This window comes from Paenibacillus caui (assembly GCF_019904135.1).
Classification (GTDB): Bacteria; Bacillota; Bacilli; order Paenibacillales; family Paenibacillaceae; genus Fontibacillus; species Fontibacillus caui.
In genome coordinates, this window is record NZ_JAIOGQ010000004.1 from 134,847 (window position 1) to 157,621 (window position 22,775).

24 protein-coding genes are annotated in these 22,775 nt (G+C 52.2%); 23 read left to right on the forward strand and 1 reads right to left on the reverse strand.

Annotation, left to right across the window (positions count from 1 at the left end):
* Nucleotides 1–29 precede the first annotated feature (29 nt).
* From K7397_RS03970 to K7397_RS03980, 3 genes are all read left to right on the forward strand, one after another.
* The gene (locus K7397_RS03970; RefSeq protein WP_223066646.1) at nucleotides 30–212 is read left to right on the forward strand and encodes an IDEAL domain-containing protein; all 183 of its coding nucleotides are present in this window, start codon (nucleotides 30–32) and stop codon (nucleotides 210–212) included.
* 120 nt (nucleotides 213–332) lie between these two features.
* Nucleotides 333–959 carry a DUF1405 domain-containing protein gene (locus K7397_RS03975; RefSeq protein ID WP_223066647.1) on the forward strand — a complete coding sequence of 209 codons (627 nt, stop codon included), beginning with the start codon at nucleotides 333–335 and terminating at the stop codon, nucleotides 957–959.
* A 77-nt stretch (nucleotides 960–1,036) separates the two neighbouring features.
* On the forward strand, nucleotides 1,037–1,915 hold the full coding sequence (locus K7397_RS03980; RefSeq protein WP_223066648.1) for a sporulation protein YpjB: 879 nt from the start codon (nucleotides 1,037–1,039) through the stop codon (nucleotides 1,913–1,915).
* 29 nt (nucleotides 1,916–1,944) lie between these two features.
* Here K7397_RS03980 and K7397_RS03985 read toward each other — a convergent pair whose 3' ends face one another.
* The gene (locus tag K7397_RS03985) at nucleotides 1,945–2,814 is read right to left on the reverse strand and encodes a YitT family protein (protein WP_223066649.1); all 870 of its coding nucleotides are present in this window, start codon (nucleotides 2,812–2,814) and stop codon (nucleotides 1,945–1,947) included.
* Nucleotides 2,815–2,962: 148 nt separating this feature from the next.
* Between K7397_RS03985 and K7397_RS03990 the strand changes: the two genes are divergently transcribed.
* The 20 genes from K7397_RS03990 (at nucleotide 2,963) to K7397_RS04085 (ending at nucleotide 22,769) form a co-directional block, all read left to right on the forward strand.
* Nucleotides 2,963–3,295: a nucleotide pyrophosphohydrolase gene (locus tag K7397_RS03990; protein ID WP_223066650.1), complete on the forward strand. Its 333-nt coding sequence runs from the start codon at nucleotides 2,963–2,965 to the stop codon at nucleotides 3,293–3,295.
* A 50-nt stretch (nucleotides 3,296–3,345) separates the two neighbouring features.
* Nucleotides 3,346–3,879: a tetratricopeptide repeat protein gene (locus tag K7397_RS03995; protein WP_223066651.1), complete on the forward strand. Its 534-nt coding sequence runs from the start codon at nucleotides 3,346–3,348 to the stop codon at nucleotides 3,877–3,879.
* Nucleotides 3,880–3,896: 17 nt separating this feature from the next.
* Nucleotides 3,897–4,700, forward strand: coding sequence for a 4-hydroxy-tetrahydrodipicolinate reductase (gene dapB / locus K7397_RS04000; protein ID WP_223066652.1), 804 nt, complete (start codon nucleotides 3,897–3,899; stop codon nucleotides 4,698–4,700).
* A 17-nt stretch (nucleotides 4,701–4,717) separates the two neighbouring features.
* Nucleotides 4,718–5,140, forward strand: a complete 423-nt coding sequence (mgsA, locus tag K7397_RS04005; protein WP_223066653.1) for a methylglyoxal synthase — start codon at nucleotides 4,718–4,720, stop codon at nucleotides 5,138–5,140.
* The gene (gene bshB1 / locus K7397_RS04010) at nucleotides 5,137–5,835 is read left to right on the forward strand and encodes a bacillithiol biosynthesis deacetylase BshB1 (RefSeq protein ID WP_223066691.1); all 699 of its coding nucleotides are present in this window, start codon (nucleotides 5,137–5,139) and stop codon (nucleotides 5,833–5,835) included. The genes mgsA and bshB1 overlap by 4 nt, the downstream gene beginning before the upstream one ends.
* Before the next feature lie 48 nt (nucleotides 5,836–5,883).
* Complete coding sequence (gene bshA / locus K7397_RS04015; RefSeq protein ID WP_223066654.1) at nucleotides 5,884–7,056, forward strand: N-acetyl-alpha-D-glucosaminyl L-malate synthase BshA; 1,173 nt, start codon at nucleotides 5,884–5,886, stop codon at nucleotides 7,054–7,056.
* Between the two features lie 51 nt (nucleotides 7,057–7,107).
* Complete coding sequence (locus K7397_RS21800; protein WP_273545567.1) at nucleotides 7,108–8,556, forward strand: CCA tRNA nucleotidyltransferase; 1,449 nt, start codon at nucleotides 7,108–7,110, stop codon at nucleotides 8,554–8,556.
* Complete coding sequence (locus K7397_RS04025) at nucleotides 8,549–9,535, forward strand: biotin--[acetyl-CoA-carboxylase] ligase (protein ID WP_237690651.1); 987 nt, start codon at nucleotides 8,549–8,551, stop codon at nucleotides 9,533–9,535. The genes K7397_RS21800 and K7397_RS04025 overlap by 8 nt, the downstream gene beginning before the upstream one ends.
* 303 nt (nucleotides 9,536–9,838) lie before the next feature.
* The gene (gene panB / locus K7397_RS04030; RefSeq protein WP_223066655.1) at nucleotides 9,839–10,714 is read left to right on the forward strand and encodes a 3-methyl-2-oxobutanoate hydroxymethyltransferase; all 876 of its coding nucleotides are present in this window, start codon (nucleotides 9,839–9,841) and stop codon (nucleotides 10,712–10,714) included.
* A complete protein-coding gene (gene panC, locus K7397_RS04035) occupies nucleotides 10,711–11,613 on the forward strand; it encodes a pantoate--beta-alanine ligase (protein ID WP_223066656.1) in 903 nt (300 codons plus the stop codon). Before panB ends, panC begins: the two co-directional genes overlap by 4 nt.
* Nucleotides 11,606–11,989, forward strand: coding sequence for an aspartate 1-decarboxylase (gene panD / locus K7397_RS04040; protein ID WP_223066657.1), 384 nt, complete (start codon nucleotides 11,606–11,608; stop codon nucleotides 11,987–11,989). Before panC ends, panD begins: the two co-directional genes overlap by 8 nt.
* A 114-nt stretch (nucleotides 11,990–12,103) precedes the next feature.
* Nucleotides 12,104–12,736 (forward strand): tetratricopeptide repeat protein, encoded by a 633-nt coding sequence (locus tag K7397_RS04045; RefSeq protein ID WP_223066658.1) that lies wholly within the window; start codon nucleotides 12,104–12,106, stop codon nucleotides 12,734–12,736.
* Between the two features lie 167 nt (nucleotides 12,737–12,903).
* Entirely contained in the window at nucleotides 12,904–15,792 is a 2,889-nt protein-coding gene (gene dinG / locus K7397_RS04050; RefSeq protein WP_223066659.1) for an ATP-dependent DNA helicase DinG, read from the forward strand.
* 1 nt (nucleotide 15,793) lies between these two features.
* Nucleotides 15,794–16,441, forward strand: coding sequence for a redox-sensing transcriptional repressor Rex (locus tag K7397_RS04055; protein WP_223066660.1), 648 nt, complete (start codon nucleotides 15,794–15,796; stop codon nucleotides 16,439–16,441).
* Nucleotides 16,431–17,729: an amidohydrolase gene (locus K7397_RS04060; RefSeq protein WP_223066661.1), complete on the forward strand. Its 1,299-nt coding sequence runs from the start codon at nucleotides 16,431–16,433 to the stop codon at nucleotides 17,727–17,729. Before K7397_RS04055 ends, K7397_RS04060 begins: the two co-directional genes overlap by 11 nt.
* Nucleotides 17,730–17,802: 73 nt before the next feature.
* A complete protein-coding gene (locus tag K7397_RS04065; RefSeq protein WP_223066662.1) occupies nucleotides 17,803–18,288 on the forward strand; it encodes a cell wall elongation regulator TseB-like domain-containing protein in 486 nt (161 codons plus the stop codon).
* Nucleotides 18,289–18,527: 239 nt separating this feature from the next.
* Complete coding sequence (locus tag K7397_RS04070) at nucleotides 18,528–19,061, forward strand: hypothetical protein (protein WP_223066663.1); 534 nt, start codon at nucleotides 18,528–18,530, stop codon at nucleotides 19,059–19,061.
* Nucleotides 19,054–20,556, forward strand: coding sequence for an AAA family ATPase (locus tag K7397_RS04075; protein ID WP_223066664.1), 1,503 nt, complete (start codon nucleotides 19,054–19,056; stop codon nucleotides 20,554–20,556). Before K7397_RS04070 ends, K7397_RS04075 begins: the two co-directional genes overlap by 8 nt.
* Nucleotides 20,557–20,694: 138 nt before the next feature.
* Complete coding sequence (locus K7397_RS04080) at nucleotides 20,695–21,567, forward strand: 3-hydroxyacyl-CoA dehydrogenase family protein (RefSeq protein WP_223066665.1); 873 nt, start codon at nucleotides 20,695–20,697, stop codon at nucleotides 21,565–21,567.
* Nucleotides 21,564–22,769, forward strand: a complete 1,206-nt coding sequence (locus K7397_RS04085) for an acetate/propionate family kinase (RefSeq protein ID WP_223066666.1) — start codon at nucleotides 21,564–21,566, stop codon at nucleotides 22,767–22,769. Before K7397_RS04080 ends, K7397_RS04085 begins: the two co-directional genes overlap by 4 nt.
* The last annotated feature ends 6 nt before the right edge of the window (nucleotides 22,770–22,775 follow it).

Consider the following 22,775-nt stretch of genomic DNA (forward strand, 5'->3'; position numbering starts at 1 on the left):
CTATTTCATATCTGTTGGAGGTGCATCCCATGGATAAAATGAAGGCTACTTACGAAGTCATGTTGGCTCTGGCAGCAGAGATGGTTCTGGACGAAGCTTTACGCAAACATCGTGAGGAACAATTGTACGGCGAAATAGACAGTGCATTGGCAGAGGGCGATGAAGTAGCTTTTCGGCTTCTGACGGATCAACTGAAAACTTTGCAAAGCTGACGAAGAAATGCCGGGATTAAGGAAATGCCGATGGCATTTCTTCTTTTTTGTGCAAAAGCCATGATTGGGATATAGTAGAACTTATACGGCAAGCAAAATTATTGGAAAAGGAGTAGGTTCATGCAATTGTCTGTGCTATGGAGCCGCCGTTTCTTAACGAATCCCCTTATTTTATGGCTCCTGTTCATCTGTAATCTGCTTGGAACGATATACGGATACATATGGTACGGCTCGCAGCTTCAAGACACGGTCAATAACTATCCGGTCTGGCTGGTTGTTTTTGTCCCGGACAGCCCGACAGCGAGTCTGTTTTTTACGCTGTCTATTCTATTTCTTCTACTGGAACACCGATTCGTTAAATGGCTGAAAATCCGAATGCTGATTGAAGCTTTGGGTGTAGTAACAAGCATCAAATACGGGATATGGGCTGTAGCTATGATTTTTGCAGGCGCTTATCAGGGGGGGACCCTCGCCTGGCAGGACTATATGCTGACCGCTTCTCATTTGGCGATGGCGGCAGAGGCTCTTCTATACGTCCGCTTCTTCCGCTGCGGGACCTGGATGATTCTGTGCGCGGCGGCCTGGACCTTTCTGAATGATACGGTGGACTATAGCTTTGGGGTTTACCCCTGGCTGCCTGACCAGCTTGATGACAACGTTACGGAAGTTCAGAATTTCACCTTTTTGCTTACGCTCTTCAGCAGCGCCTTGTCATGGATCAGCGTAAGGCTCTCGGGAAGGGAGTAGAGCTCTTCAAGACGGAAACCGTCTTCTCGTTCTAAGTTGAGACAACCTGCCATAAATTGTGGTAGGAGGGATGTCCGGTGAATGGAAGAGTCGGTTGGCGCAGAATTGCAGCAGCGGTTTTGGCATTGATGGTTTTCTTGGCCTGGCAGTGGAATTTTGTCCCTGCCGCCGCAGCGAAGGAAGATGGCCCTAGGGCCCGGCAGGAGCAGCTGCTCCTGCTGGAACGGGCTTCGGAATCGCTGTATCAGTCCATGCAAAACGGCCGCGCAGAAGAAGCCCAGAAAGCCATGGGAACCATTTCGTCCCTGATCGGGGAAATATCATATCAAGGCCTTACAGGTGTGGAAGGGATCCACGAGCTGACGGCGTGTGTGATGGATGCCCGTTCCGTTCTTTACAAAGCGGAACCTTCACCCGAAGCTTGGAAAACGTCCTCGGCCCGCCTGCGTCTGGCCGTAGACAGTTTGATTCATGTGAAGGGAGCGCTCTGGCTTCAATATTATAAGGTGTTAACAGACGATGCGGACCAATTGTCCAAGGCTTCTATTCAAAACGACCTGCAGGGCGTCAAGCGTTCTTTTTCGGAGATGCGGGATCATTATGAGATGATTCGCTCTGCGGCGGTCATCCGGAAGGATCCCTCCGAGATTGCGGCCGTGGATTCCTGGATGTCCTATATAGAAGGCTTGAGCGGCGGAAACAAAAGTGATCTTGGCGAACTGCAAAAAGCCCTTGCAGGAGGGCAAGGGCTTTTGAATAGGTTGTTCGGCAAACCGAGAGAGCAGCCAGTGCTTCTTCCTATTGCCGGGTACAGCAATCCATGGCGATGGAGTTTGCTGATCGGCGTCTGGATATTGCTGGCGCTGGGCTATACCGCTTACCGCAAGTATGCCGCCGAGCAGGAGCTGCAGCCTGTGATGATGCCGAAAGAGCAGCCTTCGGACAAACGTACCTGATGAGAGCAGCAGCTTGTCCGAACAAAACGTTACTCTTCACGGAACCCCTCGCCTTGTACGTCATGCACGTCGTTAATGACCATGAAAGCCTTGGGGTCTATCGATTTGACGAGCAGGCTGAGGCGGCGGATTTCGTGTCTTGCCACCACGCAGTACACCATATTTTTGCCCTTTTTGGAATAAGCGCCTATCGCCGGAATGAGCGTTACGCCCCGCTCCATATCTTTCGTGATCAAATCTGCGATTTGTTCGGCGTGGTCCGTTATGATCATGAAAGCTCTGGCCGCATAGGCGCCTTCCTGGATGAAATCGATCACTTTCGAAGAGATGTAGACGGCTACCAAGGTGTACAGCACTTTTTCAATCGGAATGAACAGCAAGGAAAGACCGATGATGATGACATCGATGATTAAAATGACCTGACCCATGCTCCACCCGAACTTGCGGTTCATAATCCGGGCAACGATATCCGACCCGCCCGTCGTGCCGCCATAGCGAAAGACGATGCCGAGTCCTGCGCCCAGCGTTACACCTGCATATAATGAAGCTAATATGTAGTCGTGCTCGGTACGGAACGGAATGATCCAGCCCCGATTCATCAAATGCTCAAACAGCCACAGGAAAAAAGTGAGCGATCCGATCCCTGCCCCGGTGTAGACGATTTGCCTTCCGCCAAGCATTTTCCAACCCAGCATAAACAAAGGAATGTTGATGACAAGAGTCGTCAATGAGGGCGATACGCCAAATCCGTACTTCAGAAGCACGGTAATCCCGGTGACTCCTCCTTCGGTAAGCTTGTTTGGAATAATGAAATAAAGCAGCCCGAATGCATAAATAGCGGTGCCCAGCAGGATGGGCAGCGTTGTTTTGATTGCGGTGGACAATTTTTCCGTAATCATTGAATCCCCTCTTCGTATAACTTAGTCAAAATGAAGAACATTCCTAGTATACCTTTTCCGGCGTACTTTAAAAAAGCATTTGTTTTCATTTCGCCTTTAAGATAACATAAGGGGGGAAAATGCAAGTGAAGGAAAGAAGGGATTGCAAATGGCTGACAGACCGCTCTCGGAGCTTCAGCGTGAAGTAGATGCGTACATATCACAGTTTAAAGAGGGATATTTCAGTCCGCTTTCCATGCTGGCCCGAATGAGCGAAGAAGTAGGCGAACTGGCCCGGGAGGTAAACCACCGGTTTGGAGAGAAACCGAAGAAAAAGACGGAGGCGGATAACTCCATAGAGCTCGAGCTTGGCGATATTTTATTTATTACCATTTGTTTCGCTAACTCGCTAGGGATAGATTTGACAGAAGCCCATGACAAAGTGATGCACAAATTCAATACAAGGGATGCAAACCGCTGGACCAAAAAGAACACCGAATAGGCCGTATCTTCATATGCTGTAGCAGCAGCCCATCCAAGGGGGGACAGCATATGAAGGCAGACGACTATTTGAACAAGGCGTACAAATGCATCTTTGACAATGATTTCGAACAGGCGATTGACTGGTTTGAAAAGGCGATATCGGTTGAACCGCGCAGAGCGGATATCCGCTACCGCTGCTCCATAACCTATGCGCGCAGCAACAGGTTGGAGCAGGCCATCCAAAATGTCCGGGAAGCCATCAGGCTCGATCCCGAAGAGCAGGCGTACCGGCTTCATTATCAGCGTCTTCAAGCGAGGGAACTGACCCGGAAAGCTGTTAACAAGCTACAATTCAGGCAGGATGACGATTACGGCGAGGCGAAAGAAGCAGTCGGACTGCTTGAAGAAGCGGCAAAGCTCGACCCGCTGTCGGCACAAATTCAGATATGGCTGGCACTCGGATACGGGGAGCTCAAAAACTACCGCAAGGCACTGACGGCTATCTGGGAAGCATCCGCTCTGATGCAGGATGACACGGTATCCGAACATTTGAAAAAACTGGAGCAGCGCTTCAAGACTTATATCGATCACTCATCAAACTAGAGAATGGAGAGAATTTTATGGCAGAACAAATTCGTGTAGCAGTCGCAGGGGCGGCAGGCAGAATGGGTAGAGAAGTGGTGAAAATGGTGCTGGAAGATGCCGAGCTTGAGCTCGTTTGTGCCGTAAACCGATCCCATGCAGGAACTGACGCCGGAACGCTGGTAGGTCTGCCGGCTTCCGGCATCAAGCTGGAGAGCGACCTTGCGAAGGCGCTCGGATCTTGCGATGCCGATGTCCTGGTTGATTTTACCACTCCTCAATCGGTCTATGCCAATACTGAACTGGCTATCTCACTTGGCGTGCGGCCAGTCGCCGGAGCTACCGGGTTTACGCCTGAGCAGATTGAGGAACTGGACAAGCAGTGCCGGATGCAAGGGATCGGCGGGCTGATTGCTCCGAATTTTTCAATCGGAGCGATTCTGATGATGCAATTCGCTGCCCAGGCAGCCAAATATTTTCCCCATCTGGAAATTATCGAATATCATGGAGATCAGAAGCTTGACGCTCCTTCCGGTACGGCCATCAAGACGGCGGAATGGATCGCCGCGAATCGCGAGGAAATCAGGCAGGGAAACCCTAACGAAGAAGAAACGATCGAGGGAGCCAGAGGCGGCTATTATAACGGTTTCCGGATTCATAGCGTACGACTGCCGGGCGTCTTTGCCCAGCAGGAAGTCGTATTCGGCGGGTTTGGCCAGAGTCTGAAGATCCGCAGCGATTCTTACGACCGGGCCGCCTATATGCCAGGGGTTAATCAAGCGATAAAAAAGGTTATGAACTATAAAGGGATGCTCTATGGTTTCGAGCATCTGATGGAGTAGAGGGAGGAATTAGGGATATGCTAAATATAGCGTTTATTGCCCATGACCGTAAAAAAGAAGATTTGGTCAATTTTGCCGTGGCCTATGAACATGTGTTCAAAGATAAAAAGCTATATTCAACGGGTACGACCGGCAAGCGCATCATGGAAGCCACAAACCTCAAAATTCATCGTTATTTGTCGGGACCGCTCGGCGGTGACCAGCAAATCGGGGCGCTGATCGCCCAGAATGAAATGGACCTGGTCATCTTTATGCGCGACCCGCTTATGGCCCAGCCGCATGAGCCGGATATTACGGCGCTGCTTCGTCTTTGCGACGTGCACGGCATACCGGTGGCGACGAATATGGCGACCGCGGAAATTCTTGTCCGGGCCCTGGACCGCGGTGATTTTGCATGGCGGGAGCTTGTGGAGCAGCACAAGCCGAAATCGCAGCCATGAGCGGCCAGCTGGATATTCTGATCTTTGGCGCGCATGCGGACGATGCCGAGATTGGAATGGCCGGAACGATTGCCAAGCATGTATCCGCAGGCTTGAAGGTTGGCGTTTGCGATCTCACCAGGGCTGAAATGTCTTCCAACGGTACGGTCGAGCGCCGTCAGGGGGAAGCAAACGCAGCGGCAGAGGTGCTTGGACTGCATGCTCGAACCAATCTGGGGCTGCCGGACCGCGGGCTCCACATTACCCCTGAGCATATTGCGGCGGTTACGGCCGAAATCCGCAAATTTGCTCCCCGCATTGTATTCGCGCCCTATTGGGATGACCGACATCCTGACCATGTCGCCTGCAGCAAGCTCGTTGAAGAAGCCGTCTTCAACGCGAAGCTGCGCAAGTTTATGCCGGATGAGCCGGCTGTGCTTGTTGAGGACTTATTTTTCTATTTTATTAATGATTGGAAGACTCCCGATCTTGTAGTTGATGTTACGGAGTATTATGATACTAAGGTTCATTCTTTGCAGTGCTATCGCTCACAATTCGGACAGGCACCGGGTGGGGATACGGTAGCCACCCCGCTGAACCAGGGCTATGTTGAGCGCGTCAAGGCGCGGGATGCCCTGCTGGGACAAAGAAAGCTTATTCCTTTTGCCGAAGGGTTTGCGGTGAAAGCACCTTTTCGTATAGAACGCTTTATTTAGTCATATTCGTGATATTACAGTATATTTACGGAAAAGAGGTGGCCGGACTTGAGTGAGCCGCTAAAAATCGGCATTTCCTGCTATCCCTCACTGGGAGGGTCGGGGGTCGTAGCTACCGAGCTCGGAAAATTGCTTGCGGAACAAGGCCATGAGGTGCATTTTATTTCACATAGCGTTCCTTTCCGGCTCGGCGCTTTTCACAAAAATATTTATTATCATGAAGTGGAAGTGAGCGATTATTATGTGTTCCGCTACCCGCCGTATGACCTTTCGCTGGCAACCAAAATGGCTCAAGTGGCTAAAAGGGAACAGCTCGACGTGCTGCATGTTCATTACGCCGTTCCCCACGCGGTATGTGCGTTTCTGGCGAAACAGATGGTAGGGAGCCAGCTCAAAGTCGTGACTACGCTCCATGGTACGGATATAACGGTACTGGCCCAGGATGAATCGCTTAAAGATTTGATCCGTCTGGCGATCAACGAAAGCGATGCGGTTACGTCGGTGTCGCTGGATTTGATGCGGGAAACCCGGGAAGTGCTGGACATTACCCGGGATATCGATTTGACCTATAACTTTGTCGATGAGCGGGTTTATTTCCCGCGGGACGTATCCGAGCTTCGCAAGGAATTTGCCGAACCGCATGAAAAAATCATGATGCATATTTCCAATTTCCGGCCTGTGAAACGGGTGGGAGATGTGGTTGATGTATTTGCACGCGTCATTCAGGAAATTCCGGCCCGTCTCCTGTTTGTAGGCGAAGGCCCGGATTTGCCGAAAATCCAATGCAAAGTCAGGGAACTCGGACTTGAGGATAAAGTGTATTTCCTGGGCAAGCAGGATGAGATCGCGCAAATTATTTCTTTGGCCGACGTTCTGATGCTCCCTTCGGAGAAGGAGAGCTTCGGGCTTGTCGCCTTGGAGGCGATGGCCTGCGGCGTGCCTACGGTCGGTTCACAGGCCGGCGGCATTCCCGAGCTGGTCTCTCACGGCACAACCGGTTTTCTGGCGCCAATCGGCGATACAGCGGCTATGGCTGACTTTGCGCTGCAGCTGCTGCGGAACGACAAGTTCGCCGCCCAAATTTCGGCGGCGTGTATCGCGCGGGCCAAGAAGGAATTTAACAGCCAGCTGATTACAAAACAATATGAGCAGATCTATTATCGCGTTTTGACAGGAAAAAATCCCCAGCTGACCACGGCTTGTGGGTTGCCCAAAGGCTAGAAAGCTTGCCAGGATGAGGATCTGGATTCGCTCAAATGGAGGTTATAAGGCTTGAGTCATCATTGGTCACAGGCAGAACCGCAGATGGTTGCTTCCGGAGAAGAAGTGCTGCGCCGTTTGGAAAAGGCCGGTCATCAGGCCTACTTTGTGGGCGGCTGCGTACGCGACGAAATGATGGGGCGTCCCGTCCATGATATGGATATCGCCACTTCGGCTGCACCCGAGCAGGTTATGGCCCTGTTTGACAAAACGGTGCCTACGGGTCTGGCGCACGGAACCGTGACTGTCCTTTTGGAGGGGCAGTCTTTTGAGGTTACAACGTTTCGCAAAGAAACGGGGTATACCGACCACCGGAGACCCTCCGAGGTGGAGTTTGTGGACGGCATCGAAGAAGATTTGATGCGCCGGGACTTTACGATGAACGCGATTGCGAGAAGCCTGGAGGGGGCGCTGGTGGATCCGTTCGGGGGCCGCGAAGATATTAAGCGCGGCTGGATTCGCTGCGTCGGGAAGCCGGAAGAACGGTTCGAGGAGGACGCGCTGCGCATGATCCGCGCGGTCCGTTTCGCCTCCGTCTTCGGCTTCAAGCCGCTCAAGAGCCTCTGGCGGGGGCTCTTGAACTGCCGCGATGGGCTTCCCTACATCGCGGTGGAGAGGATCCGCTCGGAGCTGGAGCGGATCGTGCTGGGCCCGCGCCCGCTGCGGGGGCTCGCGCTGCTGGCGCGCAGCGGGCTGCTGGCGCGGTCGAAGGCGCCGCTGCCTGCTGCGCAGGCTGGCTGCGCCGCCCCCGCAGCCAGCGCAGCCGCTATTGGCGGCGCCGCCAGCTGCCCGGCCGCGCCCGCAGCGCGGCTTGCGGCCCTGGCGGCCTTGCCCGCCGGGCAGCCCGCGCTGCGCTGGTCGCTGCTGCTGGAGGCGCTGGGCGTCAGCGCGGAAGAAGCGGACCCGCTGCTGCGCAGCTGGACCTTTCCGGGCGCGCTGTCGCGGCAAATTACGGCCCTTCTGCATGTTGAAGAAGGGGTAGGGCAGCTACTCGCGGCGACTGACGGGGATAGAACCCGGGATGGAAGCGAGCGGAATTCTGATCCGCTCTCCAAGGACCGCTTGCGCCGGTCCTGGATCCAGCTTCAGCTTGCCTGGGGCAAGGAAGCGGCCGGAATGTGGGTTGAGCGTGAACAGAAGATTCTTGAGGAAAGCCTCAAGCATTTGTCAGAGGAAGCGGGAGAACAGCAGCCTGCGGCTGAATTCGCAAAGCGGACCGCTCTCACAAGACGACAGGATATCGTTAACATGGCATCTATCTGGCACCGTACTGTCCCTGTTCACAAAGTCGCCGATCTCGTCTTGTCGGCAGGGGAAGTGATGGAGGCGGGCGGGAAGCGGGGAGGCCCCTGGCTTGGTGCGCTTATGAACGAGCTGGTGCACCGGGTTGCGGCCGGTGATCTTCCCAATGAGAAGCAGGTACTGCTGCAAGCGGTGAAGGAGCGGTTAAGTCATGAGTGACAGGAATATGGAAGCATCTCTATTGTACATGTTTAAGGAGCGCCCGGGAGATTATATTTCGGGTGAGGAAATCAGCAGACAGCTTGCGATCAGCAGAACGGCCGTTTGGAAGCATATCAACAAGCTGAGGGAAGCCGGCTACGAGTTCGAGGCGGTATCCCGAAAGGGATACCGGCTGCGCAGTCAGCCTTCCCGGATGAATGCCGCGGCGATTATGGCCGCTTCAAAGGCGTCTGTTCTGGGAAGATCCCTGAAGCTTCTGACGGTCACGGAATCGACGCAGGAGGATGTCAGGCAGCTTGCGGAACAAGGAGCCCCGGAAGGAACGCTGGTCATCGCCGAAGAGCAGACAAAAGGCAGGGGGCGGATGGGACGACGCTGGTATTCACCGGCCGGCAAAGGCTTATGGATGAGCCTCCTGCTGCGTCCGCAGCTTCCGCTCACCTCGGCTCCGCAGCTGACGCTTTTGACGGCCGTGGCCGTGTGCCGGGCGATCCGTCTGGCTGCGTCCGTAAATGCAGGCATCAAATGGCCTAACGATATTTTGATTGATGGCCGCAAGGTTTGCGGCATCTTGCTCGAATCCGCCTGTGAGGACGAACGGATTCGCTACTGCATTGCCGGAATTGGAATTGATGTGAATTTGTCAGAGCCGGAGGTTCCCGAAGAGCTTCGCCGGATCATGACGTCGCTGATGATCGAAAGCGGCCAGCCTGTAGACCGTTCCGTGCTTGCGGGGGCAATTATGACGGAGATGGAGCAGCTTTATACCCTCTATGTGCAAGACGGGTTTGCTTCCATCGCGAATTTGTGGGAAGCCTTGTCGGTCAGTCTGCATCAGCCTGTCACTGCCAGCACCCCATCCGGCGAGCTGAAGGGCACGGCAACGGGCCTGGATCCCTCCGGAGCGCTGGTCATTCGTCTACAGAATGGACAAACTCACAAGATTTTTTCAGGCGATGTGGCGATTGATGGATGAAAAAGTTGACGTCTTTTGTTATACTGACCCTAAGAGGCGGTATCGGCGTGACCGAATTGCACTCTGGGGCAGTATTTTTCATTAGCTTATGAAATTTTATAACCGTCATGAAATGTTTTGCCGGTTACGCCTGGATTCTGCTCTGAGCCGAAAGGACCGAGACAGAAGGGACGATCGCTATGTGACTCTTCTTTGGACTTTCGGGCCTTTTTAGTGAACAACTAAAGGCTTTTTTTGTTGCGCCCATGAGCGCAAGGTTAGCTGAAAGATGCGGGAACGCTCTGAAAGGAGAGGGACACGAAAATGGCGTCAAAACAATCGGTTACTATTGTGAAATTAAAGAAAATGAGGCAGGATGGGGAGCCCATTGCCATGGTTACCGCTTATGACTACCCGTCGGCCAGACTGGCTGAGCAGGCGGGCGTCGATATGCTGCTAGTCGGTGATTCGCTGGGGAATGTGGTGCTCGGTTACGACTCGACCATTCCTGTCACTTTGGAAGATATGGTTTATCATTCACGGTCCGTGGCAAGAGGCGCGGAGCATACGTTTATTGTCGCGGATATGCCTTTTATGACCTATCACGGGAGCCTGGATGAAACCCTGCGCGGGGTACGCCGTCTGATGCAGGAGGGCCATGCCCATGCCGTCAAAATGGAAGGCGGCGCCGAGATTGCGGATACGGTCGCTGCCGTTGTCAGAGCCGGCGTTCCGGTACTCGGCCACATCGGGCTTACTCCGCAGTCGGTGAACCAGCTCGGAGGTTACCGGATTCAGGGCAAGGACGCGCGCGATGCCCGCAGATTGCTGGAGGATGCCAAGGCGCTGCAGGAAGCGGGAGCATTCGGCATTGTGCTTGAGCTCGTCACCGAAGCAGTGGCGGCGGAAATTACGAAAGCCCTCGATATCCCCACCATCGGAATCGGAGCGGGAAGAGGCTGCAGCGGCCAGGTTCTCGTTTTTCACGACCTGGTGAAGTATACAGACGATTACCGTGAGAAACGCTTCGTCAAAACCTTTGCGGACATCGGCGACCAAATTCGTACGGGCATTTCGGATTACGTAAAAGAAGTGAAAAGCGGCGCGTTTCCGGCGGAGCAGCACGTTTTTGCCGCTGAGGAAGGCGTTACCCAATCCCTATATGGAAAAACCGAAAGAAAGGTTGGCGTTACCTCATGATCGTGATTCAAGAACCGGCAGAGCTGCAAAGCGAAATCAAACGGCGGCGATTCGCCGCTGCCCGCATGGGCAGAGAGCTTTCGGTGGGGCTTGTTCCCACCATGGGCTATTTGCATGAAGGACATGCCAGTTTGCTGCGCAAGGCGAGAGCCAATGATGTTGTTGTACTTAGCATTTTCGTAAACCCGATCCAGTTTGGGCCGAATGAAGATTTTGAACGTTATCCGCGCGATGCGCAAAGGGATTTAGCTCTAGCGGAACAAGAAGGGGTGGACATTGTGTTCATGCCCGAAGTAAAGCATATGTACCCGCAGCGAGCAAAGACCAAAGTGCAGGTCTCCGATCTGACGTCAGGCTTGTGCGGAGCTTCCCGTCCGGGGCATTTTGACGGGGTTACTACAGTCGTTTCCAAGCTGTTTCATATCGTCGTACCGGATTTTGCCTATTTCGGCATGAAAGATGCCCAGCAGGTAGCGGTTCTCAGCCAGATGGTACGTGATCTGAATATGAACGTGACGCTGGTGCCATGTCCGATCGTCCGCGAACAGGACGGCCTGGCCCTGAGCTCCCGCAACGTTTATCTGAGCGATGAGCAGCGGGAGCAGGCTTTGGTGTTGTCGGCTTCTCTGAAGGAAGCCCGGCAGCGGATCGATGAAGGGGGCATTACTACGGCCGCTGATCTGAAGGCATTTCTGACGGACCGGATATTGTCCAAGCCGCTTGCGGAAATTGACTATGTGGACGTGCTGACGTTTCCGGGTCTTGAAGCACTGCCCGAAAACGCAAAAATCCAGGAGATCGAAGGGGATATCATTGCGGCGTTGGCTGTGAAGTTCGGCAGCACCCGGCTGATCGACAATATGTTATTACAGAAGAAAGGCGTGGCGATTTATGCATAGAGAAATGATGAAATCCAAAATTCACCGGGCCACGGTGACCGAAGCCAATCTGAATTACGTGGGCAGCATTACGATCGATGAGGATCTGATGGAAACAGCGGATTTGCTGGAGAACGAAAAAGTCCAGATCGTAAACAACAATAATGGAGCACGTCTGGAAACTTACGTAATTCCCGGCCCGCGTGGCAGCGGCGTCATTTGTCTGAATGGCGCGGCAGCCCGGCTCGTACAGCCCGGCGACAAAGTCATCATCATTTCTTATGCCCAGATGTCGCCTGACGAGATCAAAAGCCACAAGCCGACCGTTGTGTTTGTGGATGAGCATAACCGGCCGGTTGAATCGGCAATCCGTGAAGTTCACGCAACCGTACGCTGATGCGAATCTTGGGCCCGTTATGTAATAACTGGACCCCGGAATGAAAAGCCCGTCTTGAACAAAAAATGAAGATAAGCTTCGCACTGATTTCATTTTGTTCAGGAATGAGGTGGGATGATGTTTGAGCATATGTTTGCCGAAATGAACCAAATGCTCGAAGAAATCGCTCAGCAGTATCCCCATGCACAGGGGAAGCAAAAAGAAGATCTGGGGAACAAATGGAAGATCCTCAAGCAAATGAGTGACGGCATAATCGAAGAATGGCTTTCTTTTGAAGAAAAAATGGGAGATATCCGCAAGAAATGCGCCGGATTTGATTCGGCCGAAAGCCTTCAGCTTTCGGAGCTAGACGGCGGCCCGTTCATGAAAGGACAGGGGTATTTCAGCCTGCAAATGTACGAACAGGCCGCCGGGCAGTTCCGTGAAGCGACCATTCGCCATCCGGAAAGCCCGCTTCCCTTACTGTTTCTTGCTGTATGCTTTGTCCATCTGGGTGAAACGCCTCAGGCTGTTTCTTGTTTCAATCTGATTCTTTCCCAAAGCGGAAACAACAAGCTGAGATCGATTTGTTACAATGCACTTGGCTGTATTGCGGCCATGGAGAAGCGCTTTGAGAAGGCCCGTGAGCTATTTCTCTCGGCTTACCGGCTGGATCCAACTCTTCCTGAGCCTTTGGCCAATCTGGAGGCCTGCATGACCAATCAAGGGGCTTTCCAGTTTGAAAGCCAGCTTGAAACCTTGCTGTAAAAAAAATGATGATTTCCTAAGGATGCGCGCTTTTCCGTGTTGTTTTGACCGGAAAAATGACGCATCTTTTTTTTGATTTCACGCCAGAAGCCGCCAGTTAATTTCCAAATGTTCTTTTTTTTGATATGCTAAATGGTAGACCTGAATGAAAGGGATTTTGCAAACCGATGAAGTATGCTGTACTCGATTTTGAAACTACGGGTAATCAGTCCTCCGATGAAATAATTCAGGTAGGGCTTGCCATCATAGATCATGATTTGGCTGTCTCACAGGTCTATTCTTCCTATGTCAAACCGGGAATATCCATTCCTCCCTTTATTACCAGTCTGACAGGCATTACGGATGAGGATGTGGAGAACGCGCCTGCCATTGAAGAGGTCATGATGGAAATGGTTCCCCTCTTGGATGATGTGGTGCTGGTAGGCCACAATGTTGCTTTTGACTTCAATTTTCTTGAGCGGGCGCTCGACCGCTGCGGATACCTTCCGTTTACCGGACGGATTCTGGATACGATGGACTTCTTGAAAATCTGCTTTCCTTCTCTCACCTCGTACCAGCTCGGACAGGTCAGCAGCGAATTTGGTTTAAGTCACGATCGGCCGCATCAGGCGGACAGCGACGCGGTTGCAACGGCGGAGATTTTTCTGAAATGTCTTGACGAACTGGCTGATCTGCCGCTGATTACGATGCAGAGGCTGGCCGATTTGTTTGCCGGGGAAGACAGCGACCTGGGCTGGTTCTTTGATGCTCTCTTGAATCAGCGGGAAAGCGAGGCGGTTCAGGATGGCGATGACGGATATGTCTACTATCGGCAGTTCGCGATGCGTAACGAGGATTGGATGGATATTTTGCCGGCACGGCATGATATGGCTGACAATCCGCTGCAGAATGTCAGCTTTGAGCAGTTTCTGAGCGATGTCCGGGAGAACCTTAAGGTCAAGCTGCCTCATTACGAAGAGCGGGAAGCGCAGCATATCATGCTTCATGACGTAGTCAAAGCGTTCGAAGAAGACAAGCATTTGCTTGTGGAGGCGGGAACCGGTACGGGCAAATCTCTCGGGTATCTGCTGCCGGCCATTTATTCCTCCGTCAAGTCGGGCGAGAAGGTTATGGTCAGCACCCATACCATCAACCTTCAGGAACAGCTTCGCGAGCGGGACATTCCCCTGCTGACGGAGACGGTTCCGTTCCCGTTCCGGGCAGCGGTGTTCAAAGGAAGACAGCATTATCTCTGCCTGCGCAAATTCGAACACAAGCTCAGCCGTCGTGATTTTGTAAGTCCCAAGGAGGACATGATCACCGCCGCCCAGATTATTGTCTGGTTGACTCAGACGGAGAATGGGGACGATGAGGAGCTGAACCTCGGCCGCGGCGGAGACTTCTGGGAGATGGTAGCCAGCGAATCGGATTCCTGCCTTGGCCGTGCCTGCCCTTGGTTCAGAAAGTGCTTCTACCATAAGGCCAAGCATGAGGCGGGTGTAGCGGATGTGGTCATTACGAACCACTCCAAGCTGTTTACCGATATTCAGGCCGGGCATCAGCTGCTGCCTGGCTATGAACGCCTCGTCATCGACGAAGCCCATCATTTGGAAGATGTTGCCGGCAAGCATCTGGGCCTTCATATGAAATATTTCACGATCATTCATACGCTGACCCGGCTGTTCAAGGACAGCCGAACAGGCCAGCTGCCCAATCTCCGGATGCTGCTGGGCGCTGCAGGTACGGAACGAAGCCTCGGCTGGACCGAAACCATCGATGCTCTGTACCCTGCCCTTCTTGAGGTGAAGGAGAGCTGGGACAGACTGAGCGAGCTATTGTTCGGTCTTATGCCTGACCGCAGCGATGCGGCTCCCGGAGAGCCCGGTCAATTCGTAAGGCGGCTGTTGCCCGGCCGCAAACCTGAAGCGTGGGATATGCTGACCGCCCTTGAGAATCAGATTCACGTCTCCATCAGCGAAGTGCTTCGGAAAGGCGAACGAATGCTGGGGGAAATCAAGGAGGAGCAGGATGATTATGGCGTCGAAGGCCTGATTACGGATATCTCCGGTTTGTTTAAGGATCTGGGGAGCGAGCGCGATTCGCTCCGCTTCTTCATGAAGCTTGACAGCGAGGAGACCGTTTACTGGCTCGAAGCCAACGGCCACTTTCGCAGCAAATCGCTCCAGTTGTACGCTGTTCCGATTGAGGTCAGCGAGCAGCTTAAAGGCTATTTCTTCGACAAGAAGAAAAGCGTCGTCATGACGTCTGCTACGCTTACGATCGATAAGTCCTTCCAGTTTATGATCGACCAGCTTGGACTTCAGGAAGCGAATGAACAGGAGCGGCTGCTTACTTCCATTCTTCCTTCCCCGTTCAATTACAGGGAGCAGGCGCTGCTTGTCATTCCGCGCGATTTCCCAAGCGTTAAGGGAAGTGTCGGGGACGCCCATTTTGTAAATACGCTCGTAGAGTCCCTGACAGAGTCGGCGGCCGCGACAAACGGAAGAATGCTGGTGTTGTTCACCTCATACCGGATGCTGAAGCAGGTGTATGACCCGCTGAAAGAACGTTTGGCCGCGTTCAATATTACGGTCATCGGCCAAGGGATGGACAGCGGAAGCCGTACGAAGCTGACCCGCCGCTTTCAGAGCAAGGATGCCTCGGTGCTGCTTGGGACAAGCAGCTTTTGGGAAGGCGTGGACATTCCCGGGGACGCTTTGACCAGCTTGGCGATTGTGAGGCTGCCTTTTCAGCCGCCCAATCATCCGCTGGTTGAAGCGAAAAGCGAACGGCTGCAGCAGCAGAAGAAAAATCCGTTTACCAAGCTGTCTGTACCGCAAGCGGTGATCCGCTTTAAGCAAGGCTTCGGACGCCTGGTGCGCTCGTCCAGGGACAAAGGCATTGTCATTGTTTATGATACGCGCATCCTGGATTCCTATTACGGCAGGTATTTCCTGTACTCCCTGCCGGGTCCGAAGATGGAGCATATGCCGCTGAGCCAAATGGTTCCGCGTATTTCGGAATGGCTCGAACCGGCGGAAAACGGCGCTATGAATAGCGCAGCAAAGGGTGAATAAGATGAAATCGGAGAAAATATCGGACGCCGTTGTCCGGCGCATGCCTATTTATTTGCGGTACCTGAACGAGCTTCACAGCCGGGATGTCGCAACGGTATCTTCACAGGAACTTGGCCAGAATCTGGACCTGAACCCGGCTCAAATTCGCAAGGATCTTGCCTATTTCGGCGACTTTGGCCGCAAAGGAATCGGATATGATGTAGCTTATCTGATTGAGAAGATAAGGCAGATTCTGAATCTGGATCAGCAGATCAGCGTTGCGCTGGTCGGAGCCGGTAATCTCGGTCAAGCCTTGTCGAATTACAATATGTATCTGAAAGACAATATGAAAATTGTCGCATTATTTGACATCGCATCAGCCAAAATCGGGACAAAAATCAATAACCTGACCGTTCAACCGATTGAAGAGCTGCCGAAAATGGTGAAGGATCTGAACATCCGGATCGGGATCATAACCGTTCCGGACAGGGAGGCCCAGCGTGTAGCGGATCAACTGGTGGAGGCCGGTATACAGGCCATACTGAATTTTGCACCCATTATTTTAAAGACACCGTCCGATGTCCGCGTTCATGCCGCTGATTTTACAACAGATCTGCTAAGTTTGGCCTATTATTTGGATCAAGGAAAGGAAACGTTAAATGAGTCGTAAATGGTTGATTAAAAACGGAACATTCGCGGTAATGAGCCTGGATAATCCGGTCATCACCGGTTACATGCTGGTGGAGGGTGACAGGATCAAATATATCGGCGAAGCTTTTCCGGAAGGGGAAGAGGAAACGGAAAGCTTTGACGGCAGTCATTTGCTGTTTCTTCCGGGGCTGATCAATACCCACGGGCATGCGGCGATGTCTTTGCTGCGGGGTTATGGAGACGATATGGTGCTTCAGGAATGGCTGCAGGAGAAAATGTGGCCGATGGAAGCCAAATTTACGTCGGATGACGTATATTGGGGCACGTCACTGTCCGTTCTTGAGATGCTGAAGGGCGGTACGACGACTTTCCTCGATATGTACGACCATATGGATCAGGTGGCGAAGGTGGCGGAGAGCAGCGGCATTCGGGCTGTACTGACCAGAGGTGTCATCGGGCTTTGCCCTCCTGAAGTACAGACGGCCAAGCTGGAGGATGCCATCACGTTTGCCAAAACGTGGCATGGCGGCGCGAATGGACGAATTACGGCGATGATGTCCCCGCACGCGCCTTACACTTGCCCGCCGGACTATATTGAACGGATTGTTCAGGCGGCGCATGACCTTGATCTGCCTTTGCACACGCATATGTCGGAAACCCGGGCAGAAGTCGAGCAGAATGTACGGGATTACGGCGTTCGGCCAGCAGAGCATCTGCTGAAGCTGGGGCTGTTCTCCAGACCGTCGCTGGTTGCGCATGCCGTACATCTGCTCGACGAAGAAATTGAAATTTTGGCGGAACACCAGGTCGCAGTCTCGCATAATCCGGGGAGCAATCTCAAGCTGGCCAGCGGTGTCGCCCGCGTCGTTGATCTGCTCAAGGCAGGCGTAACGGTATCTCTCGGCACGGATGGGGCGGCCAGCAACAACAACCTGGACATGTTTGAAGAAATTCGCCTGGCCGCTCTGATTCATAAAGGCGTTTCCGGCGATCCAACCGCGATTCCTGCACTGCAGGCGCTTCAGCTTGGCACCGAATTCGGCGCGAAGTCGTTATTTCTGCCTGAAGTCGGAAGACTTTCGTCCGGCATGAAAGCCGATTTTATCGCGTTAAATACGGACCAGGCTCATTTTCTGCCGAAAACCGATTATATTTCGCATACCGTTTATTCAGCAGGGCCAAAGGATGTCGAGCATGTATGGGTCGACGGAGAACATGTGGTGAAGCATGGGGAATGTCTGACGATGGATGAGCAGCGCATCCGCTATGAATCCCAGAAGGCATTCGAAGGTCTCCTTGCCCGCTGACCGCCGAGGCAGGGTGCTATAAACCTTGTTTCCGGCCAATGCCAAGGTTAAGGTAAGGAGAGGAAGTGAAGGCTTGAGAACACGAACGAAATGGATTCTGATCTCCGTTCTGGTTGCGGCGGCTGCAATCTTTGGCCTTTACCGCTATTATATCTATGTGATGCAGGATACGTGGACGCAGGAGGATGCAGCCATTCTTCGCGCCAAGAAGGAAGCCGGGCTGGTTAAGACGATCGGGGTCAGCAAGTCCGTTTGGGACGAAGTGAGCTGGGTCGTCGAAGGGAAGGACGCGTCCGGGCAGCACATCATGGTCTGGCTGCAGGATGGCAAAGCGCCGCATACAGAACAAGTAGATCAGGGGATAACCAAAACGGCCATGGAGGCCAAAATCAAAGCGGAGATGCCAAACATCCACATTGTTCGCCTGCTTCCGGGCGTCTATGAGAATCAATACGTTTGGCAGCTGTTTTACAAGAACGGGGATCACTATTATTACAGGTTCTACCGTTTTAACGATGGCAGTGCTCTAACAGAGGAGTTTACACTGCCGAACCGATGAATAATTTCAATTAAACTTCCGGATCAATACGTCCGGGAGTTTTTTTCTTAAGGAAAATAATGCTTCTACTCTCTAATTTTGCGAAAAAAACCTGAAAATTTAAAATAAGTTCATATTTAATAAATAAAATGATATATATTCTGTGATATACTATTATCTGTGCTTGCGATATACAAGATTCGTATTGTCGTAGTGATATAGCGAAAGCTAATTATATAGATAGAAGGGGGACAACTTTGTTGAAACTTCGTATTTTTCCAATTGTTGCTGCAGCAGTTGTTTCGGCCCTCTTGTTGTTCGGAGGCTGGTATGTGTACCAGCAAATGGCGCTGAAGGATCCGCTGCACAAAATAGTGATGCAATATGATGGGGTGAAAAGCGCTCATTTCGACATTAACCAGAATACAGTCAGTTTGAAACTGGATCTGAAACCTGGAACGGACCTTCGTGGCCTTATTCAGCACCTTAAGGACGACGGTCAGTCGTTGATCGGCGGCAAGAAGCTCCGGATTGATGTGGAGGATCACTCGAACGAGGTACTCGATAAATGGTGGTCCGAAGCGTTGTTCCCGATCGCCGAGGCGATGGAGAACAAGAAATATACCGAAATTACGAACACGCTTGACAAGCTGGGGCGAAACACGCCTGGCCTTCAGGCTACCGCTGAATTGGATGACACGAACGTATACATCTCGCTGACGGATGGAACGGCAAGCAAATTTATCATTCTGCCGCGGGCCGGACAAAAGATGGGGGTGTGGAATAATGCCTAAATGGACAAAGGAAATAGCGATCGGTTTTATTCCGGTGCTGCTTATTTTTCTTGCTTTCATCGGCGTGAATATTGTCCCGTTTGTTGTGCTCGCAATGCTTCTGGGGGCTTTGTATGCCTTAATGGTTATGCGGGGCGGCCTTACCGTAGGCGCAGCGCAGGAACGGCGCCGAAAGAAAGCAGGCCCGGCCAAGCTGACCTTCGACGAGATCGGCGGCCAGGACAGCGCCAAGCAGGAGCTTCGCGAAGCGCTTGATTTTATGGTCCGTTACGACGAAATCCAAAAATTCGGCATCCGGCCGATCAAGGGGATTTTGCTAACCGGTCCTCCGGGAACAGGAAAAACGCTGATGGCCAAAGCGGCGGCCCATTACACCAATTCGGTGTTCGTGGCCTCTTCTGGCAGTGAGTTTGTTGAAATGTACGTTGGTGTCGGCGCAAGCCGTATCCGTGATTTGTTCAAGGAAGCGCGTAATCGCGCCGCCAAGGAGAACAAGCAAAACGCTATTATTTTTATCGATGAGATTGATGTGATCGGCGGTAAAAGAGAAGGCGGCCAGCAGCGCGAATATGATCAGACGCTGAACCAGCTGCTTACGGAAATGGACGGTATTTACACTTCCGATTCGCCGAGAATTCTGCTCATTGCAGCGACGAACCGCAAGGAGATGCTGGACAGCGCGCTGCTGCGTCCGGGGCGTTTCGATCGTCACATTCAGGTGGACCTCCCGGACAAGAAGGGCCGGATGATGATCCTGAATATTCACGCCAAGAATAAACCGATCCACGAAACTACAAATCTTGAAAAAGTAGCTGAGGAATCTTTCGGCTTCTCCGGCGCGCAGTTGGAAAGCGTGATGAACGAAGCTGCGATTTACGCCATGCGGGAAAATGAGCCGCAAATTTTGCAGCAGCATCTTTCCATGGCCGTCGACAAAGTCATGCTCGGCGAAAAGACGGATCGGGAATCGACGCTGGAAGAGAAAAGGCGCGTGGCGATCCATGAGCTGGGACATGCCATTCTTGCGGAGATCGTGTCTCCGGGCAGCGTGAATCAGGTCGTGCTCAGCCCTAGAGGACAAGCGCTCGGATATGTCCGGCATAACCCGCAGGAAGAAAAATATCTGTACACCAAAAGCTATCTGGAAGGGCAGATCATGGTCGCACTGGCAGGTGCCGCAGCGGAGGAAATTTATTACGGGGGACGCAGTACAGGTTCCCGAAACGATTTTGAACAGGCTCTGAACCTGGTGCAGACGATGATGACCTCGGGTCTTACATCGCTTGGAATTATGAATATGGATATGGTTACTACCGAAGTGCTCATGAAAGAGAACCAGACGATTCTGGACGAACTCGCCGCTAGAACGAAAGAGCTGCTTGAACAGCACGCGGCCGTTTTCGACAAATCGCTCGACATCCTCTTTAAAGAGGAACGCATGTCCGGCGATGAATTCCGGTGTCAATTTCGTGAAAGTGCTCCATTACCGGCATGATTTTTCGTGCCGGTTATTTTTTTTTACTTTTTTGCCGTGCTAAGATATTATTATATGTTGGGTATAGAAAGAAGTATTCTTCGACATCAGGGGTATAATATGTTGAAGAATAGACGAAAGGATGGAGTCTAGAGAACTATGAATTTCAAGAAAATAGGTGTCATCGGTGGCGGTACGATGGGCCAAGGCATTTGCGAAATGCTTGCAGGCAAAGGTCTTGATGTCCTTCTGGTTGAGGAGAACCAAGAAAAACTGGATCATGCCTACGACATGATTGAAACAAGTCTGGATAAGCAGCTGGAGAAATGGGCGATCACGAAGGCCGAGAAGAAACTGATTTTGTCGAAAATTCAAAAAGTGACCCATTTGGCCGATCTGGGTACGGCGGATATGGTCATTGAAACGATTTCGGAAGATCTGGAAGAGAAGAAGAAAGTATTCCAGCAGCTGGATCAAGTTTGTCCAAGCAATATTATTCTGGCCAGCAACACATCTACGCTGAGCTTGACCGAGATCGCGGGATCCACCAAGTATCCTGAACGCGTTATTGGCATGCACTTTATTTATCCGGTATCCAAAATCAACCTGGTGGAAATTATTCGCGGTCTGAAAACCTCGAATACTACCTTTGATGAAACCAAAACCTTCGTTGAGGAAATCGTGGATAAGCGGGGGATTATGGTTAATGAGTCGCCAGGATTTGTGACATCCCGCATTATTTGCCTCATGATCAATGAAGCCCTTCACGTGCTTGGCGAAGGCGTTGCTTCGGCAGAAGATATTGATGACGCGATGCGCATCGGCTATCAGTTCCAGTACGGCCCGCTTGAAATGGCTGACCGCTTTGGGCTGGATTCGGTTCTTGCTGCGCTGGAGCGCATGTTCCGGGATTTCGGGGAACTTAAATACCGGCCTTCATTCGTATTGAAGAAAATGGTCCGTGCAGGCAATTTGGGCGTAAAGACGGGCGAAGGATTTTTCAAATACGACAAGGATGGTGACCGGATATGAAAGTACTCGTAATCAACGCGGGAAGCTCTTCCCTGAAATATCAGCTTTATGACATGAATGACGAATCGGTGCTTGCCAAAGGCTTGGTTGAGAGAATCGGCATGGACTCCTCTATTTTGACTCACAAGCCGACAGGCAAGGAGGACATTACGGAAGTCAGCGAAATTCTGGAGCATACAACCGCGATCCGCAAAGTGCTTGAGAAGCTGACCGACAAAGAGCACGGTGTACTGGATTCGGTTGAAGAGATTCAGGCTGTCGGCCATCGCGTTGTTCACGGCGGCGAATCGTTTAAAGGCTCCGCTTTGGTTACTGGGGAAGTAAAAGCCGAAATTCGCCGTCTGTTCGACTTGGCGCCGCTACATAACCCGCCGGCGATCACCGGTATTACGGCTGCCGAAAGAAATATGCCGGGAGTACCTCAGGTCGTTGCCTTTGATACGGCTTTCCACCAAACGATGGAAGAGAAAGTATATCTTTATCCGATTCCAAAGGTGCTCTACAAGAAACATCATGTTCGCCGTTACGGAGCGCACGGTACATCTCATGACTACGTCAGCAAGACCGCTGCCGAATATTTGGGACGTCCGATTGAGGACCTTAAGATCATCACCTGCCATATCGGAAACGGCGCCAGCCTGACGGCCGTTAAAGACGGCAAATCTTATGATACATCGATGGGATTGACACCGCTTGAAGGTCTGATGATGGGTACACGCAGCGGAGATCTGGACCCTGCTGTCGTTACTTTTGTGATGAATAAAGAAGAGCTTACGATCAGCGAAGTGAACTCGATGCTCAACAAGCACAGTGGTCTGCTCGCGATTTCCGGCAGCAGCAGCGACATGCGCGACGTCACGGATGGTCTTGCAGAGGGCGAACCGAATGCAACCCTGGCATTCGAAATGTACGAGTACCGTCTACGCAAATACATCGGCGCCTATGCTGCGGCCATGGACGGCGTGGATGTCATTGTGTTTACAGCCGGCGTAGGCGAGAACTCGGTGGTTGTCCGTGAAAAAGTGTGCGAGAACCTGACTTACTTGGGCGTTGAAATCGACCCTGAGCTCAACAAGATCCGTTCCGGCGATCCGCGCCGCATTTCAACCCCGAACTCGAAAGTGGAAGTGCTTGTAATTCCAACCAACGAAGAGCTCATGATTGCGCGCGATACGCTTCGGATCGTACAAGAAAGCAAATAAATAAAG

Coding starts and splice junctions, on each gene's coding strand:
- K7397_RS04055 (WP_223066660.1), top strand. CDS start 15,794: ATGAAATCGGAGAAAATATCGGACGCCGTTGTCCGGCGCATGCCTATT.
- K7397_RS04025 (WP_237690651.1), top strand. CDS start 8,549: ATGAGTGACAGGAATATGGAAGCATCTCTATTGTACATGTTTAAGGAG.
- dapB (WP_223066652.1), top strand. CDS start 3,897: ATGGCAGAACAAATTCGTGTAGCAGTCGCAGGGGCGGCAGGCAGAATG.
- panD (WP_223066657.1), top strand. CDS start 11,606: ATGCATAGAGAAATGATGAAATCCAAAATTCACCGGGCCACGGTGACC.
- bshB1 (WP_223066691.1), top strand. CDS start 5,137: ATGAGCGGCCAGCTGGATATTCTGATCTTTGGCGCGCATGCGGACGAT.
- K7397_RS04085 (WP_223066666.1), top strand. CDS start 21,564: ATGAAAGTACTCGTAATCAACGCGGGAAGCTCTTCCCTGAAATATCAG.
- K7397_RS04045 (WP_223066658.1), top strand. CDS start 12,104: ATGATGTTTGAGCATATGTTTGCCGAAATGAACCAAATGCTCGAAGAA.
- K7397_RS04080 (WP_223066665.1), top strand. CDS start 20,695: ATGAATTTCAAGAAAATAGGTGTCATCGGTGGCGGTACGATGGGCCAA.
- panC (WP_223066656.1), top strand. CDS start 10,711: ATGATCGTGATTCAAGAACCGGCAGAGCTGCAAAGCGAAATCAAACGG.
- K7397_RS04075 (WP_223066664.1), top strand. CDS start 19,054: ATGCCTAAATGGACAAAGGAAATAGCGATCGGTTTTATTCCGGTGCTG.
- K7397_RS03990 (WP_223066650.1), top strand. CDS start 2,963: ATGGCTGACAGACCGCTCTCGGAGCTTCAGCGTGAAGTAGATGCGTAC.
- K7397_RS03970 (WP_223066646.1), top strand. CDS start 30: ATGGATAAAATGAAGGCTACTTACGAAGTCATGTTGGCTCTGGCAGCA.
- dinG (WP_223066659.1), top strand. CDS start 12,904: ATGAAGTATGCTGTACTCGATTTTGAAACTACGGGTAATCAGTCCTCC.
- mgsA (WP_223066653.1), top strand. CDS start 4,718: ATGCTAAATATAGCGTTTATTGCCCATGACCGTAAAAAAGAAGATTTG.
- K7397_RS04060 (WP_223066661.1), top strand. CDS start 16,431: ATGAGTCGTAAATGGTTGATTAAAAACGGAACATTCGCGGTAATGAGC.
- K7397_RS03985 (WP_223066649.1), bottom strand. CDS start 2,814: ATGATTACGGAAAAATTGTCCACCGCAATCAAAACAACGCTGCCCATC.
- panB (WP_223066655.1), top strand. CDS start 9,839: ATGGCGTCAAAACAATCGGTTACTATTGTGAAATTAAAGAAAATGAGG.
- K7397_RS03975 (WP_223066647.1), top strand. CDS start 333: ATGCAATTGTCTGTGCTATGGAGCCGCCGTTTCTTAACGAATCCCCTT.
- K7397_RS03995 (WP_223066651.1), top strand. CDS start 3,346: ATGAAGGCAGACGACTATTTGAACAAGGCGTACAAATGCATCTTTGAC.